Source organism: Bradyrhizobium sp. Leo114 (assembly GCF_055229415.2).
Genome location: NZ_JBUYEN020000003.1, coordinates 198,231 through 214,110, shown reverse-complemented (window position 1 = coordinate 214,110; position 15,880 = coordinate 198,231). Strand labels below are relative to the sequence as shown.

The following is a 15,880-nucleotide window of genomic DNA, read 5'->3' as shown; positions in this document are numbered from 1 at the left end:
CGGCGCGAACGCAGATATCGTCGGGAGTCGGGCCGGACTCGGACCTCACGCGATGTCGCTTTTCGCGCCGCCATTGGAGGCATAGCCGACGTTGAACGCGTCCCAATCGAGGCGCCCGATTTATAAGCCACGCCCGGGGCGCCGTCTTTCAACCGGCGCTGCGAACCAACTCTTCCGCCAGCGTTTGGCCCTTGCGGGGCAGCGCAAGCCGATCCCAGACGTCCGCGAGCGCCCCAACCAACTGATCGACCAGGATATCGTCGTGATACGGCGTGGGCGTGATGCGCAGCCGCTCGGTCCCTCGCGATACGGTCGGATAGTTGATCGGCTGGATGTAGATGCCGTGGTCTGCGAGCAAGAGGTCGGTCGCGGCCTTGCATTTCTCGGGGTCGCCCACCATGACGGGGACGATGTGGGTATCGCTCAGCATGACCGGTAGCGAAGCTGCGCTGAGGACTCGTTTCACGCAGGCGACCAGCTCCTGCTGGCGCTCGCGCTCCCAGCTCGAAGTCTTGAGATGACGGATTGCCGCGGTCGCTGCCGCGCAGATGGCTGGCGGCAGTGCTGTCGTGAAGATGAAGCCGGGTGCATAGGAGCGGACCGCGTCTACGAGATTGGCCGATCCCGCGATATAGCCGCCGAGGCATCCGAAGGCCTTGGCAAGCGTTCCCTCGATAACGTCGATACGATGCATGGCGCCGTCGCGTGCCGCGACTCCAGCGCCGCGTGGGCCGTACATGCCGACTGCATGCACTTCGTCCAGATACGTCATGGCACCATAGCGAGCGGCAAGGTCGCAGATCTGCCCGATCGGCGCTACGTCGCCGCCCATCGAGTACAGGCTCTCGAAAACAATCAGCTTGGGACGACCAAGGTCGACTGCCGCCAGAAGCTCCTCAAGATGAGCAGCGTCATTGTGTCGCCAGATCCTTTTCTCAAGACCAGATTGGCGGACACCCTCGATCATCGAATTGTGGTTCATCGCGTCCGACAGGATGAGGCAATTCGGGATCAGCCGGGCGATCGTCGAGATGCCCGTTTGGTTCGAAACGTAGCCGGACGTGAAGACGAGCGCAGCCTCCTTGCCGTGCAAGTCTGCGAGTTCGCGCTCGAGCTCGACTAGCGGGTGATTTGTACCGGAAATGTTGCGGGTGCCGCCGGCACCGGTGCCCATCCTGGTCGCCGTCTCGACCATGGCGCCGATCACCTTCGGATGCTGCCCCATCCCGAGATAATCGTTCGAGCACCAGATCACCACATTCCAAGTTCCCTGGGGCGAGTGCCAAACCGCCCACGGAAATCGTCCGGCGATGCGCTCAAGATCCGCAAACACCCGGTAGCGATGTTCATCACGGAGCCTAGTGATCGCATCCGCGAAAAATTTGTCATACATCATGAGTTTGGTCTCACGCGGTGCCAAATCATTCCTAGAGATGACCGGTGCTGCTTCCCGGCATTATCTCACGTCAATGCGGCCTCACTTCCTGTTTCACGAGATGGAGCAGATCGTCGGCGATACGATCGGCGGGCGTGTCGGCGTCGAACGCCTGCACAAACTGGCCCTGCGGGTCCATGACGTAGATGTAGGTGCTGTGGTCAATGAGGTAGTCATCGGCGCCGTCACCGTTTTTATGAGCGACATAGTACGCTCCATAATCATGCGCCACGGCGGCGATCTGCGCCGGAGTGCCCGTGAGTCCGACAATTCTTGGATCGAACGACTGGGTGTATTTCCCCAACACGTCGGTTGTATCGCGCTTGGGATCAACGGTGATGAAGAGCGGCTGGACCTTGGCGGCGTCGGGGCCGAGCGTCTCAAGCGCAGTGGCGATCTCCAGGAGCGTTGTCGGGCAAGTATTGGGGCAGAAGGTGTATCCGAAATACACGAGCAGCCATTTTCCCCGATAGGTCTGATCGGTGACCGTCGTGCCGTCGGGCGCTGTCAGACTGAAAGGTCCTCCGATCGTGACAGACGAGGTGGCCGCGCACGAGGCCGGTTGGCTGGTAACCAGCACTGCTGCGAGGACCGCGCCACAGAGACTGCGCCGGAGAGCCGAAGGATGAATGAGTTCATGGCGGCGATTCATTGAACCTCCGCAATCTCTGGTCGCAGCCTTCAGGCCGCGAAGCCGCTCCTCGGCGCCTGCCCTGCGCCAGTCAAACCATTGACTTCAGATAGGTTTAGGTATGCTATAAATTACTAAGGTGTGTTTCCCCTGGCAAGACGATTGGGTCTTGGCCTTGAGAGAATGGGGAGGCGCCGGGATGAAACCCATAAAATCAGTCATTGTGGCCTCCCTGATCGCCACCGCGATCAGCGGTGTGCCGGCGCGCGCGTACGAAGAGGGCCCCGTCCCCCAGGGCGGAACCATCCAGGGCAAGGTCATCTTTAATGGCGCGGTCGAAACGCGGAAGATCATTCCGAACAAGGATGTCCAGGTCTGTGACGGACCTCGCGACGAGCCCTTGATCGACGTTGGACCTGACAAGGGCGTGCAGAACGCGGTCGTGTATCTGACCCAGGTGGCGAAAGGAAAAGCCTGGCCGGCGCAGGCGGGGCAGGCCAAGACGCCCGAGCTCGTCAATCACAACTGTCGTTTCGAGCCCAAGGTTCAGGTGATCCGCGGGGGACCACTCGTGGTCGTGAATAGCGACCCGATACTGCACAACACCCACGGCTATTACGGGAAGCGCACAGCTTTCAATATGGCACTGCCGAACGAGGGGCAGCGAATTCCCACGGAGCTGACGCGGGCCGGAACCGTGCGCATCGACTGCGACGCACACGGCTGGATGGAAGGATGGATCTACGTGGTGGATAACCCCTACTACGCAATCACCGGCGCCGACGGAAAGTTCAGTATCACTGAAGTACCGCCTGGCAACTATACCCTGGTGGCGGTCCAGTCCCTCACTGGCCCCGTGCAGCAGTCCGTCACCGTCGCGGCCGGCAAGCCGACTGAACTAACGATAGAACTAATGAAGCAATAGACTTTTTCACCGCCGGTAATCGCCGGCAGCACTTGCGCAATGCACACATAACCGCGAGGTCCGGCGACAGATCTCAGACACAGAGAGGAACGATCTACCGGGAGGAGGCGCCTATGTCCGAGCTTGACCGTGAACGGCGTGAGTTGGCGGCGGTTCTCCAACGGCCTGGGGTACATCCCGATCCCTCGCTCCGTATTACTCGGCGCACTTTCATCCACAGATCGTGTTTGACCGGCGCGGCTACAGTCGCTCAGACTTTCGCATGGTGGCCGCTACTCAATACCATCGACGTCGCTTACGCTGCCGAGGAGCCCTTCAAGTTCGCCTGGGTTTCCGACACCCACCTGTACCCGAAGTCTGTCAACACGCGCTTCGTCGAGAAGGTGCAGCGCGCCGCGAGGGAAGTCCAGGCCATGAGCCCGCCGGCCGACTTCATGATCTTCGGTGGCGACTTGGCTCAGCTCGGCAGAGCCAACGAGCTCGAGCTCGGAGTTGAACTCCTGAACGAAGTGAAGATTCGGAAAGTCTTCATCCCGGGCGAGCACGATTGGTACTACGATATGGGCGCGAAGTGGAAGCAGCTTTTCGACAAGCCCAACTGGACCTTCGACCACAAGGGGGTGCGCTTTATCGGGCTCGACACGGTTACCCGCGGACCGGACTACTGGACGGCGCGGAAGATGAGCCCCGAAGAGCGCATGGACCATATGGCAACCCTCGACGGCAGCGTCGCCGGCCCGTGGGCCGGCGTGGGCCGCGACCAGCTCGACTGGATGCAGAAGACGCTTACCGACTGGGACAAAGCCAGGCCGGTTGTCATCTTCAGCCACAATCCGCTCTACGAATACTATCCGCCCTGGAACTTTTGGGTGCGCGACTGGCGTGAAGTTAATGAGGTGCTCAAGCCTTATCTCAACGTCACCAATATCCATGGCCACGTCCATCAGGTGCTCTACAACGAAATCGGAACCATGCGGTCGATCGGCATGCTGGCGACCTCCTGGCCTTGGCCCTATGCCCCCGAGGGCGTGCCCAAGCTCACCAAGCCGATGATCCGCGCCGACCCCGGCGATTTCTACGATGGTGTTGGCTGGGAAACCTTGAGCATGAAGAATGATCGGATCGAGACCGAGTACATTATGTGGGGCCGGAAGGAGGTCTTCGTTCAGTCGCCGCCGGACTCCTCGCTGAGTCAGCCTGAGATCCTGCGGCCGCGGATCGCCGACCAAATCTGGCCGTACTAGGGAGAACAGCCATGACAACCAGAACGACATTGCTGTTCGCTCTTTGCATTGCTTCGCTCGTTGGTCTCTTGGCCGCGCTTGCGGTTCTCGTCGGCCCTGCCAATGCGAACAAGGACCCGGTAACACCTCAACAGTTGAAAGCTTACGAGGACGCCTTCATGGAGCAGGTCAAGAAAGGCGACCTGTTGTTCCATGGCGATGCCGCGACCGCGAAGCAGATGAACGTCGTGCTCAGCAACACCGGAATGGCCTGCGCCATGTGCCATCCCTTTGCCTCCGACACCCACCCGCAGGCGTTCCCGAAGTATCAGGCGAGCATGAACAAATTCGCGACGCTTCGCGACATGATCAACTGGTGTATCGAAAAGCCAAATCAGGGCGAGAAAATCGATTCCGATTCGGATGCGATGAAGGCACTCGAGGCGTACATTTATTGGTCGAACAGCGGCTCGGTGCTGGTCCCCGGCAAGTACTAGCCTTCGGAACGCGAAGAAGCGGGTCCCGTGACGAGCGAGTTCGGACGGAGCAACAAATGCCGCAGTGATGCCTGAGGAGCCGCGCGGCGTGAGGCCGCGATGTCGGCAAAGGGCGCGCCATGACAGAAACATTGCAACTACGAGGCAGGTTCGCTGGTGTCGACCTTGATCAACTGGTCGATTGGAGTGTCGTTCGAACTTGGCTTTACCTGGGGATGTTCTGGCTCATGGTCACGCCGTCGATCGGCGTGGCGCTGTCCGGTCTCTTCAACTATCCCGACTATCTTGGTCCTACCTTGGGGCTGACTTTTGGTCGGCTCCGTCCGGTGCACGTCAATGGCGTCATTTTCGGCGCGTTTTCGACGCTGTTCATCGGCGAGTGCTATTATCTGGTGCCGCGCCTGTGCGGTGTTCGCGTGCCGTGGGGTCAGTGGGGCGTCCCGCTCGCCTGGGTGTGGAGCATCGCACTCCTGGCCGGTCTCGTATCGCTGCCTTTCGGGACGAACCACGGGCTGGAAGCCGGTGAACTCCCGCTCTTCGCTGAAATTCCCATGCTCATCGTAGTAGCCGCCGCGACTGCGCAATTCATCATGACCATCGCACAGCGCCTCGAACCGCAGCTCTATGTCGCGCTCTGGTACCTGATCGCCGCCTTCATATGGACGACGATGAACCTGGTTTTGGGAAGCTTCATCCTGCCCTACACGATTTCCGGAATAAACAGCGCGGCATTCCATGGCCTCTACATCCATTACATCGTCGGCCTCTGGATCACGCCCGCGGGTTATGTGCTGATCTACTACTTCCTTCCTGTCAGCGTGCGTAACCCACTCTACGCTCACAAGCTGTCACTGGTCGGCTTCTGGTCTCTCGCCCTGTTCTACCCGTTTGTCGGCATTCATCACTATCTCTACAGCCCGATCGCCGACTGGGCCGAGACGCTTGCAATCGTCACCTCCATGCTTCTGATCATTCCGGTGTGGACCGTGCTGGTGAACTTCTTCGGCACCGTGAAGGGGCGTTGGGATGGCTTCGGGAAGAATCTGCCCGCGAAGTTCCTGATCATGGGCTCGCTGATGTACCTGGCGGGTTGCTTCCAAGGCTCGGTCGAGGCGCTGCGGTCGATTCAACAGCCGACGCATTTCTCGGACTTCGTCATCTCCCATTCGCACCTCACCGTGTTCGGGACATTTGTTGTGTGGGCGATGGGCGGCCTTGTCTACGTCTGGCCGCGGGTGTGTGGTCGCGAGCTTTGGTCCTTTGCGCTCGGCAATTGGGCATTCTGGCTGATCACGGTCGGCATCTCCACGATGGGCCTCGTTCTGACCGCCGCTGGTCTGCAGCAAGGCTTTGAGTGGATGAACGGCACCGAGTGGGTCGACACGGTGGTGCGGATGAGGCCGTACTGGCTGGTGCGCACGCTCTCCGGTATCAGTATGGATACCGGGATGTCCCTCTTGGTGATCAACCTCATGATGACAGCGTTGACGAGGCCCGCCGAGGCAAGGGAAGTGGCTCCAGCACCCGGCGTGGCCCCCGTTCCTGCGGGAGGGGCGGAATGAACGCGCGATTTGTCGCCCTTGTCGCCGGCGTCGGCTTCTTCTTTCTTGCGGTCCTGACCCAGGGGATCCTGCCATTCGTTGAACCGTCAGCGCGGACCACTACCGTGACCGCGGTCGTTCGCACCGAGCTGGGTCAGCTCAAATGGATGGTGACCGAGGCCACCGACTACACCGCGATGGAGCAGCTCGGCCGTCGCGTGTATCTGCGCGAAGGCTGCTGGTATTGCCATTCCCAATACGTTCGTCCGGTGACGGGCGAGACGCGCCGTTGGGGCCCGGTGAGCGAGGCGGGCGAATACGCCTTCGATGTTCCGCACCTGTTTGGCACGCGACGCATCGGACCGGATCTGACGCGGGTCGGACTCAAATACGGCGACGAGTGGCATCTCGCCCATTTTTGGAATCCGCGCATGCTCACGGAAGACTCGATCATGGCGCCCTATCGGGAGCTATTTGATGCATCCGCGGAGGCAGTGAAGATCGTCGATGATGGGGCAGGCAATCGCACGCTCGATAAAACGACGGAAACCGCAAAGCTGTTCGACTTCACAAGCAAGGAGCAGATCAAGCTCACGCCGAACACCGACGGACTCTTGTTTGTGCCGATGCAAGCGCGCGGCAAGTTTCCGCTCATGTGGACGCCAAACAAGGAATACACGGGCAACACGGTCGAGATTGCCGTCGAGACGGAAGAGCTTCAGGGCCTCATTGCTTATGTCCAGAAGCTCGGCATGAACCGTGGCAAGTGGCGGGATAAGTTCGAGCCGCAAGAGCTGGCGGTGACGGACGCCACCCTTCCACGTTCGAGCCAATGGATCGCGTACGGCAAGGAAGTCTACGAGCGGCGATGTATCGGGTGCCACGGCGTCAAGGGTGACGGCAACGGACCCGCTGCGACTTTCCTGTTCAAGCAACGACCGCGAAACTTCAATGCGGCGGCCTTCAAGTTCCGCTTGACCCAGAAACCGATCCCCACCGACGGCGACTTGCTGCGAACCATCACCCGCGGCGTGCGCGGCACGGCGATGCCGGCGTGGTATGAGTTGCCACTCACGGATCGGCTCGCTGTCATCCAGTACATCAAATATGAGCTTGCGGTCGACCGCTCCGACCCCGCAGCACCCTATGCCTTCTTCACCGAGGAGCCCCCGGGCGCACCATTGTACATTGGAAGGCCGCCTGCGCCGTCCCAACAGCTGCTCGCTCACGGCAAGGAGGTCTGGCAAAGCGCCAAGTGCTGGGAGTGCCACGGCGATACCGGCAAGGGAGATGGTCAGAAAGCCCCGGGCCTGAAAGACGATCTCAACTTCCCGGCGCCGCCTGCGGATCTCACCAGCGGCCAGTTCAAATCGGGGCCGGCCGTGGAGGATATCTTCAGGACCATGAGCACCGGCCTCAGCGGAACGCCCATGCCTTCTTACCGCGATTCGTTGTCGGAGGACGATCGCTGGGCACTTGCCTACTATGTTGTTTCGCTGTCCGCCTTCAAAGACCCGCTCACCCTTCAGCCGCTGTCTATTTCGCCCGCGGATCGCGCCGCGCTCAACGATCCCAAGTTGGAGGCTGCCACGCCGGAAGATGCCTACGTTCTGGGTGGGGGCCGTATGCAGCGCGCTGAATTGTCTGGCGCTGCAACTGGCAAGCCGGAGGGCGTGTCGGCAAGCCGGACTTCCGCCCCGTTGAAGAAGAGTGAACCATGACGGATTTCGAGATCATAGGACCCTACATGGTCGCGTTGCTGATGAGCATCGGTGCGCTGTGTATCTTCATTTGGGGCGTCCTCTCGGGCGCCTTCAGTGGAGCGGACGACGCGGCTCTAAGGTTCTATCGCAGGGAGATGGAAAATGACCGAACCGACGAACCGGTCGAACCAGCCGGCGAGTGACAGTTCAGCCCACGAGATGGAGGAATATGCCGGCGGCTACATCCAGGCGCGGGTCGGCCACATCCCGATTTGGCTGTTGGTCGTCTATGCCGTGCTGTTCATCTGGGGGCTCTATTATCTGGTGAATTACTGGGGCGGGGTAGGCCCGGGAAGGCCGGGATGAGCGGGAGGGGGCGATGACGAGGAATCTGCCGGCGTGGCTTATTGCCAGCATCATCCTCGCGATTGCCGCCGTGAATCTGATTTTCCTGCTTTCCGAGCTCACCATGAATGTTGTTCGGGTCTACTTCGGCTGAAGGGAAAGAACCATGCTGGCGGATCCGATCTTCTCGCTGGCTGAGGCAAGTCCGGAACAGATCGTCGCGTTCATCGGCTTTGCGGTCTTCACGATCGGTTTCTTTGCCTGGGTCGCTTACCTCGTTCGTATGAAATAGCTGCCGCAGAGCAGCGCGCTCGGCGCAATGCGGCCGGGTGATTTGCGGGACATCTGCCGTGGCCTACTATCTCATGCTCTTCGCCGCAGGCTTCGCCGGCAGCTTTCACTGTGTCGGGATGTGCGGCGGTTTTGCCTGCGCGCTAGGCCACGACCCGCACGGTCAGGCGGCAACCGCGTTGCGCCATGTTCTCTACAATCTAGGACGATTGACAACTTATTGCTTCCTCGGTGGACTCGCGGGCACTCTCGGTCAAGTGATATGCACGCCTCAGGGAACGGCCGTCCCGATGTTGAGTGGCAGCCTCGATGCCGCCCAGCGAGGCCTGGCAGTTGTTGCCGGAATGCTCATGATCGCCATGGCGTTGCAATTCTTCGGCCTGCTGCCGCGCTTGCGTCACCTCGCGATCGGCTTCGGTAGCAGCACGCTCGCCGTATCCCTACGGAGCCTACTTGCCGCGGATGGCCACGCGGCACCGCTGGCATTCGGCGTGTTCAACGGCTTTCTGCCGTGTCCCCTGGTCTATGCCTTTCTCGCTGAGGCGGCGAGCACCGCAGGAGCGCTTCCTGGCTTTCTTACCATGGCGTCGTTCGGACTGGGGACTTTCCCGGCCATGCTGATGATGGGTGCCGTTGGCCAGTTTCTTGCGCCAGCATGGCGGCAGCGCGGCGTGTGGCTGGCCGGCAGTTGCATCCTGCTCCTTGGCCTTGTCACCCTTGGCCGCGGCATCCTGCCCTTCGCGGCTCACATGTCACATGGTTGGCCGGGAGGATATTTCGCATGAGCGAACGCGGCGGCATCCTGTGCAGCCATTGTCTGCTTCCTATCGGCGCACGAGCGATGCAGCGCACAGTGAACGGCGAGAGCCATGCGTTCTGCTGCTATGGTTGTTGCATCGCGTTTCAGGTGAAGAACGGCGAGAGCGAGGAATGGGAAGCCGCTTGGCTCCTGATCCGATTGGGCGCGGGTGGCTTTCTCTCCATGAACATCATGCTGTTCAGCCTGCTATTATATGCAGGGGCGTTCACGGGTGTCGATGCAAGGCTGCTTCCCTGGATTCACCTCCTCCTCTGGGTGTTCGCAACGCCGGCTCTGATTATTCTCGGCGGACCATTCCTTGCTGACACCTGGCGTGACGCGGTTGAAGGACGCGTGACGTCCTCTACGCTCATCGTCCTCAGCGTCGGCGCCGCCTATCTCTATTCAGCATTTGCCGTCGTCGAGCGCGGCCCGCACGTCTACTTCGACACCGCCACCATGGTTCTGATGCTGTTCACCGTGGGCCGCTATCTCGAGGCGGCTGGCCGCGCCCGGGCCGCCCGCAACCTCGAACCGCTCTTGGCCGCGGAAAGCGAATGCGCGACCGTGGTCGATGGTAGCGTGGAGACGCGCCGTGCAGTGCGCGGGGTTGGCGTCGGCACGTTGGTCCAGGTGCGGCCGGGAGAGCGCATTCCCCTCGATGGTACGGTGATGGAGGGCGAATCCCACGCTGACGAAGCTGTGATAACCGGAGAAAGCCGTCTCGTACCGAAGGGCGTCGGCTCCCCTGTTATCGCTGGCAGCATCAATTTGGATGGTCCGCTCTTGATCCGGACCACCCGAGCCGGGACGGACACCCGATGGGCCCAGATTTGCCGATCAGTGCGGGACGCGCTGACCCGGCGCAGTCCGACCCAACGCCTTGCTGACCGTGTTGTCGGCATCTTCGTCCCTCTCGTTCTGTCCCTCGGCGGGCTGACGACGCTTTATTGGGCGCAGTGGTTGCCGTTCGATCGGGCGTTGCTCATCGGCCTCGCCGTGCTCGTGATTGCCTGCCCGTGTGCAGTAGGCCTTGCCGCCCCGCTTGCGACCTCGCTCGGCATCGGGCGGCTGGCGCGGCGAGGCTGTCTGATCCGCGAGCCTGGCGCGCTCGAAGAACTTGCGCGCGCACGGCTGCTCGCATTCGACAAAACAGGTACGCTCACGTCGGGCAGAGCGCGTGTTGTGAGGATAGAGACCGACGGGATGGTGGCCGATGAGGTGCTCGCACGAGCTGCCGGGCTTGAGCGCCATTCCGAACATGGCTTCGGGCACGCCATCGCGGCAGCGGCGGCAGAGCGTGGCCTCGACCCGGTGGTTGCAGCCGACGTTCGGATCCTGCCCGGCCGCGGCATCCGAGGGAATGCAAACGGACAAGTAGTGGCGGCTGGCAGCCGAGTACTGATGAGCGAACTTGGCTGGTCGGTCGCGCCGGCTCTCGGCGAACGTGGTCGGTCGCTGGAAGCCGATGGTTACTCCGTGATCTATGTCGGATGGGGCGAGCAGGTGCGTGCCGCGCTGGCGCTCGATGATGCGGCGCTTCCCGAGGTGCGATCGACGGGCGAAGCACTGCGGAGCCGCGGGTTGCATGTGATGCTGCTGAGCGGAGATCTTGCGCATGCGACGCAGCGAGTTGCTGTTGCGGCCGGGATCGAGGATGCACGCTCTGGCCTGGCCCCCGAGGCCAAGCGGGCTGCCCTGCGTCGGCTGCGCCAAAGGTACGATGTGGTTGCGATGGTCGGCGACGGCCTCAACGACGGGCCGGTGCTCGCCGAAGCGGATATCGGAATCGCCGTCGGTTCCGCGACCGATCTCGCTCGCGAAACTGCTGCCGTGGTCTTGCCTCGGGGTGGGTTGTGGATGCTGCCATGGGTCGTCGATGTCGCACGCGCGGTTCGCATGACGATCCTCACCAACCTGCTATGGGCGTTCGGGTACAACCTGATTGCGCTGACGCTCGCCGTGCTCGGCCTGCTGCAGCCAGTCATTGCGGCTGCGGTGATGGCCGGCTCGAGCGTTCTCGTGGTACTGAACTCACTTCGCCTGGAACGGATGCCCGATCCCGTCCCCACGCCGTTATCTGCGGGGCAGCCGAGCGGCGAAACGCAATCTGCGACCGATACTTTTCCGGTGATGCCCGTGTCGGCAATCGAGCAAGGCTGAACGACGGCTTCAGCCGAAAATGTCGTGGGTGAATGCGGCGTACCAGCCGTCTGCCTGGTGCACGGCCTCGCGGCGTATCCAGGCATTGTCACCGACCTTGCTGAGGAAGAAGTCGTTGACCTTGATTGTCTCCGGATCGGCGCTGTAGCTGATCGCGCTCGTCACCGCGTCGTCGGAAGCAAGAACAGTGAAGCATGTATTGAACAAGTGGGGCGCAAATCGCTCGGATCCGGTGAGTGCAGCCAGGATTGCGAAGGCGCAGACCTTGGCTTGGCTGTTCGACGCAAAAGCCGATTTCGCCATATTGCCGGCCTTTGCCGCATCGCCGATGACATGGATGCCGGGCTGCAGCTTCGATTCGAATGTCATCGGATCGATAGGACACCATCCCGATTGATCCACGAGGTGCGCCTGCTGTGCGAGACGGCCGGCCTCCTGTGCCGGGATGACATTGGCGACATCGGCCTTGAACGTGTCCCCGGCCGTTTTGACCAATCGACCTTTCACGTCGACCGCCTTGATCCCACCCGTGAACTGCCCCGGCAGCCACTCGATCATTCCCGGATAGTGGCGGTTCCAACCATCTTCGAACACGTCCTGCGCGAAGAAACTGTCTTTCGCATCAAGGATCAGGATTTTCGCCCGCGGCTTGTACTGCTTGAAATAGTAGGCAATGAGGGAAGCGCGCTCGTAGGGACCGGGTGGGCAGCGGAACGGGTCCGGCGGGACGACGAGTACGAACACGCCGCCGTCCTCCATGCTTTCAAGTTGCTCTCGCAGAATCCTGGTTTGTGGCCCGGCGGTCCAGGCGTGCGGCATGATCTGCGTCGCGGCGTCGTCATAGCCATCGATGGCGCCGACCTTGAAGCCAATACCTGGGGCAAGGACAACGCGGTCGTACGATAGCTTTGCCCCGCCTTCGAGGCTCACGTTCTTGGCCTCTGGATCGATCGCCGTCACGGAGTCATGGACGACCTTGACGCCGTATCTCTGTTCAAGTGTCTCATAGCCATGCGTGAGCGATTCTAGCGAGCGAAGCCCGGCAAGATAGAGGTTGCTGAAGAAACAGGTCGTGTACTGCGCTTTGGGCTCGACCAGTGTCACAGCGAGCGCTTCGGAGCCCAGGGCCAAGTACTTGGCGGCGGTCGCACCGCCCACGCCGCCACCGATCACCAGGACTCGAGCCTTGGCCTGGCCTCGCGCGGTTTGCGGATGGAGCGCCCCTATGCACATCGCTCCGGCCAAGCAGCCAAACTGACGACGCGTCCAACATGTCATCGCCGCTGCGTTTCCTTTCCTCGTGCCGCGAAATAGCGCGCTAGGATCGCGATTTCTTCGTTGCTGAGGGAGCGCGCCACCGTGCGCATGATCGGACCGGAACGCTCGCCCGACTTGAAGGCCATCATGAGGGTGACAAACTGTTCTTCGCTCAGTCCGACAATCGACGGGATACCCTTGTCATGGCCGTCGAGGCGATGACAGGCTGCACATGTCGCTGCCAATTGGGCACCCTGGTCACTGTCTGCCGCGAAGCCGCGCTCCGCAAAGGAGACAACCAGGCTCGCGACCAGCAAAAGTGCAATGATCTGATGGAGGCTCCACGCACTTCGGCGGGGCCCCGCGGTTGCCGAGACAGCGGTCGAGCCGCCCGGCATCAGCCGACCGTGAGTTGGTGGGTCAGCGCGTAGGTGTTGCCGCCATCCTCCTCCCAGATGAACTCCAGCCGACCGCTCTCTGTCGCGCGCAGGTAGAACTCAATATAGGGGTTGGCCGCCATGGCCTCGTGCAGATCGACGTCGAAGACGACAACGTCGCTGTAGCGACAGGCAAACTTGTTGATGATCTTGCGCGGGATCACGTCGCCCTGGGGGTCACGGCGCAGCCCTGTTTCCATCTGGTGGCTGATCAAGGCCTTGACCTGAAAGATTTCGCCCTTCGCCGCAACGTCTGGTACTTGCACGCGTGGTATCGGGATGAACATTCTTTCCTCCCTCCGGGAGATCTCAGGCGCAGCCGTTGGTAGCCACCTCGACCCAGGTCTTGGTCATCAGGAGTGCAACGTCGTTCATTTCCGCCACCGCCACGACGTATTGCGGTTCGGCCAGACGAATCCGTGTCGACACTCTCGGCTCGCTGTGCCCCGGCACAAAGTGAAAGCGAGCAACCTCGATGAGTGGGTTGCGCGGCGCGAAGACGCGGACATGACGCACGTGGTCCGCTTCAGTCATTGGGCTATCGATCTCGAGAGAGAGAGGCACGGTATAGCCGTTTGGGAACGTCCTCGGCATCACGAGGTGGACGCGATCCGACTCCACGGGAATCATTCCAGTGAGTTGCTTGACGATCGCAACATCATCGTCGCTGTCACTCGCGTCCAGTGGCGAAACGAGGGCGCTGCCCGCAAATCCAGCCCCCGCCGCAGTTGCGGCCGTCAATAACGCCCGTCGCGTTAAGCTCGGTGTCTTGGCTTCTTCCACCACGCCAACCTCCTCATGCCGACGTGGACTACCGACCATAAGATACTATCCCACGTCCGCGCGTGCTCACAAGGCGAAGTTAATGCGCTGGCGTCACTGTGACGGCGGTGCTGCGTTGACTGCCGGGCAGGCGTGACGCCCCCCGCTCGACGAGCGTCGCTTGTGCAACGCAGCGCCACTCAAAAGTCGATGTCGGCCCCATGGCGCGGATGCGGGTGGCCAAGCGGCGCCGTATCCTTGCTCGGCCGCTCTGCGACCATGGCTTCCGTCGTGATCAGCAGGCTTGCAATCGACGCGGCATCCTGCAAGGCCGTTCGAACCACCTTCGTCGGATCGATAATGCCCTTGGTCACCAGATTGCCGAATTCACCGGTCTGGGCGTCGAAGCCGTAGGCGTAGGTCTCGCGATCCAGGATCTTTCCGATGACGAGCGAGCCGTCCTCGCCGGCATTGATGGCGATTTGACGGGCCGGCCAACCCAAGGCCTTCCTGACGATCTCGATCCCGCGCTGCTGATCCCCATTTCCGCCTTTGAGCTTCCCGAGCGCCTTGGCCGCACGAAGCAGCGCAATCCCACCGCCAGGCAGAAAGCCTTCTGCGACCGCAGCGCGGGTTGCATGCATCGCGTCATCCACGCGATCCTTCCGCTCCCTGACCTCGATTTCGGTCGCCCCGCCGACGTGAATCACCGCTACGCCGCCGCCGACCTTGGCGAGCCGCTCCTCAAGCTTCTCACGATCGTAGTCGGAGGTCGTCTCCAGGATCTGTGATTTGATCTCCGCGATCCGAGCCTCGATGTCGGCCTTCTTGCCGGCGCCGCCAACGATCGTGGTGCTCTCCTTGTCGATCAACGCCTTCTTGGCGCGGCCGAGCATATCAAGCGTCACATGTTCGAGCTTGATGCCCACATCCTCGGCGATCACGGTGCCCCCGGTCAGGATTGCAGTGTCTCGGAGGATCGCTTTGCGTCGGTCGCCGAAATCTGGCGCCTTGACGGCAGCGACCTTCAGGCCGCCCCGGAGTTTGTTGACGACAAGCGTCGCGAGAGCTTCGCCCTCGACATCCTCCGCGATGATGAGAAGCGGTTTACCGCTGTTCACGGCCGTTTCCAGCAGCGGCAGCAACTCCTGCAGTCCCGACAACTTCCTTTCGCAAACCAGAATGTGCGGGTCTTCAAATTCGACCAGCATCTTTTCGGCATTGGTGATGAAATAGGGCGAGATGTAGCCGCGATCGAACTGCATCCCATCCACCACCTCAAGCTCCGTCTCGAGCGACTTTGCCTCCTCGACGGTAATGGCGCCCTCGCTGCCGATCCGTTCCAAGGCATCCGCGATGAGCCGGCCGATCTCCGTATCGCCGTTGGCCGAGATCGTGGCAACCTGAGCCATCTCCTCACTCGAGGCCACCTTCCTCGACTTTTCCTTGAGGTCGTCGACAACTGCATCGATTGCCAAGTCAACCCCGCGCTTCACGTCCATCGGATTCATGCCCGCGGCTACAGCCTTGGCCCCCTCCTTGACGATTGCCTGGGCAAGCACGGTTGCCGTCGTCGTACCGTCGCCCGCCAGGTACGACGTCTTTGACGCGATTTCCTTGACCAGCTGCGCGCCCATGTTCTCGAACTTGTCGTCAAGCTCGATTTCCTTCGCAACAGTCACGCCATCTTTGGTGATCCGCGGCGTCCCGAACCTGTCGAGCACGACGTTACGGCCCTTGGGACCCAGCGTGACCCGCACGGCGTCGGCGAGGATGTCGATGCCGCGCAGCATCTTTCCGCGCGCCTCGGTTGAGAATTTGACGTCCTTGGCCGCCATCGTGTTTCTCCCTGGTCAGCTTCTTGTGCTCAT

17 protein-coding genes are annotated in these 15,880 nt (G+C 61.4%); 10 read left to right on the top strand and 7 right to left on the bottom strand.

What is annotated here, in order from left to right; all coding sequences use genetic code 11:
* Positions 1-148: 148 nt before the first annotated feature.
* Together hemA and ACZIRK_RS05265 are read right to left on the bottom strand one after the other, a co-directional pair.
* Positions 149-1,396, bottom strand: coding sequence for a 5-aminolevulinate synthase (hemA, locus tag ACZIRK_RS05270; protein WP_130227184.1), 1,248 nt, complete (start codon positions 1,394-1,396; stop codon positions 149-151).
* 70 nt (positions 1,397-1,466) lie between these two features.
* Complete coding sequence (locus ACZIRK_RS05265; protein ID WP_130227183.1) at positions 1,467-2,087, bottom strand: SCO family protein; 621 nt, start codon at positions 2,085-2,087, stop codon at positions 1,467-1,469.
* A gap of 178 nt (positions 2,088-2,265) precedes the next feature.
* Between ACZIRK_RS05265 and ACZIRK_RS05260 the strand changes: the two genes are divergently transcribed.
* The 10 genes from ACZIRK_RS05260 (at position 2,266) to ACZIRK_RS05215 (ending at position 11,553) form a co-directional block, all read left to right on the top strand.
* On the top strand, positions 2,266-2,991 hold the full coding sequence (locus ACZIRK_RS05260) for a carboxypeptidase regulatory-like domain-containing protein (RefSeq protein WP_130227182.1): 726 nt from the start codon (positions 2,266-2,268) through the stop codon (positions 2,989-2,991).
* A 113-nt stretch (positions 2,992-3,104) separates the two neighbouring features.
* Positions 3,105-4,235, top strand: a complete 1,131-nt coding sequence (locus ACZIRK_RS05255; RefSeq protein ID WP_130227181.1) for a metallophosphoesterase family protein — start codon at positions 3,105-3,107, stop codon at positions 4,233-4,235.
* A gap of 11 nt (positions 4,236-4,246) precedes the next feature.
* The gene (locus ACZIRK_RS05250; RefSeq protein ID WP_130227180.1) at positions 4,247-4,711 is read left to right on the top strand and encodes a c-type cytochrome; all 465 of its coding nucleotides are present in this window, start codon (positions 4,247-4,249) and stop codon (positions 4,709-4,711) included.
* 131 nt (positions 4,712-4,842) lie between these two features.
* Positions 4,843-6,273, top strand: a complete 1,431-nt coding sequence (locus ACZIRK_RS05245) for a cbb3-type cytochrome c oxidase subunit I (RefSeq protein WP_130227187.1) — start codon at positions 4,843-4,845, stop codon at positions 6,271-6,273.
* A gap of 104 nt (positions 6,274-6,377) precedes the next feature.
* Positions 6,378-7,973, top strand: coding sequence for a cbb3-type cytochrome c oxidase subunit II (locus tag ACZIRK_RS05240; protein WP_463327044.1), 1,596 nt, complete (start codon positions 6,378-6,380; stop codon positions 7,971-7,973).
* Positions 7,970-8,158: a hypothetical protein gene (locus tag ACZIRK_RS05235; protein ID WP_130227178.1), complete on the top strand. Its 189-nt coding sequence runs from the start codon at positions 7,970-7,972 to the stop codon at positions 8,156-8,158. Before ACZIRK_RS05240 ends, ACZIRK_RS05235 begins: the two co-directional genes overlap by 4 nt.
* Positions 8,118-8,321 carry a hypothetical protein gene (locus ACZIRK_RS05230; RefSeq protein WP_130227177.1) on the top strand — a complete coding sequence of 68 codons (204 nt, stop codon included), beginning with the start codon at positions 8,118-8,120 and terminating at the stop codon, positions 8,319-8,321. Before ACZIRK_RS05235 ends, ACZIRK_RS05230 begins: the two co-directional genes overlap by 41 nt.
* 145 nt (positions 8,322-8,466) lie before the next feature.
* Positions 8,467-8,592 (top strand): hypothetical protein, encoded by a 126-nt coding sequence (locus ACZIRK_RS05225; protein WP_283813279.1) that lies wholly within the window; start codon positions 8,467-8,469, stop codon positions 8,590-8,592.
* A gap of 58 nt (positions 8,593-8,650) precedes the next feature.
* Positions 8,651-9,376, top strand: coding sequence for a sulfite exporter TauE/SafE family protein (locus tag ACZIRK_RS05220; protein ID WP_130227176.1), 726 nt, complete (start codon positions 8,651-8,653; stop codon positions 9,374-9,376).
* Positions 9,377-9,573: 197 nt separating this feature from the next.
* Positions 9,574-11,553 (top strand): heavy metal translocating P-type ATPase, encoded by a 1,980-nt coding sequence (locus ACZIRK_RS05215; protein WP_463327043.1) that lies wholly within the window; start codon positions 9,574-9,576, stop codon positions 11,551-11,553.
* Between the two features lie 9 nt (positions 11,554-11,562).
* Here ACZIRK_RS05215 and ACZIRK_RS05210 read toward each other — a convergent pair whose 3' ends face one another.
* The 5 genes from ACZIRK_RS05210 to groL form a co-directional block, all read right to left on the bottom strand.
* Positions 11,563-12,726 carry an FAD-dependent oxidoreductase gene (locus tag ACZIRK_RS05210; RefSeq protein ID WP_463327042.1) on the bottom strand — a complete coding sequence of 388 codons (1,164 nt, stop codon included), beginning with the start codon at positions 12,724-12,726 and terminating at the stop codon, positions 11,563-11,565.
* Between the two features lie 101 nt (positions 12,727-12,827).
* Positions 12,828-13,208: a hypothetical protein gene (locus ACZIRK_RS05205; protein WP_130227174.1), complete on the bottom strand. Its 381-nt coding sequence runs from the start codon at positions 13,206-13,208 to the stop codon at positions 12,828-12,830.
* Positions 13,208-13,534 (bottom strand): thiosulfate oxidation carrier complex protein SoxZ, encoded by a 327-nt coding sequence (soxZ, locus tag ACZIRK_RS05200; protein ID WP_130227173.1) that lies wholly within the window; start codon positions 13,532-13,534, stop codon positions 13,208-13,210. Before soxZ ends, ACZIRK_RS05205 begins: the two co-directional genes overlap by 1 nt.
* 22 nt (positions 13,535-13,556) lie before the next feature.
* Complete coding sequence (locus tag ACZIRK_RS05195) at positions 13,557-14,033, bottom strand: thiosulfate oxidation carrier protein SoxY (protein WP_245474801.1); 477 nt, start codon at positions 14,031-14,033, stop codon at positions 13,557-13,559.
* A 176-nt stretch (positions 14,034-14,209) separates the two neighbouring features.
* The gene (gene groL, locus ACZIRK_RS05190; RefSeq protein WP_463327041.1) at positions 14,210-15,847 is read right to left on the bottom strand and encodes a chaperonin GroEL; all 1,638 of its coding nucleotides are present in this window, start codon (positions 15,845-15,847) and stop codon (positions 14,210-14,212) included.
* Positions 15,848-15,880 lie beyond the last annotated feature (33 nt).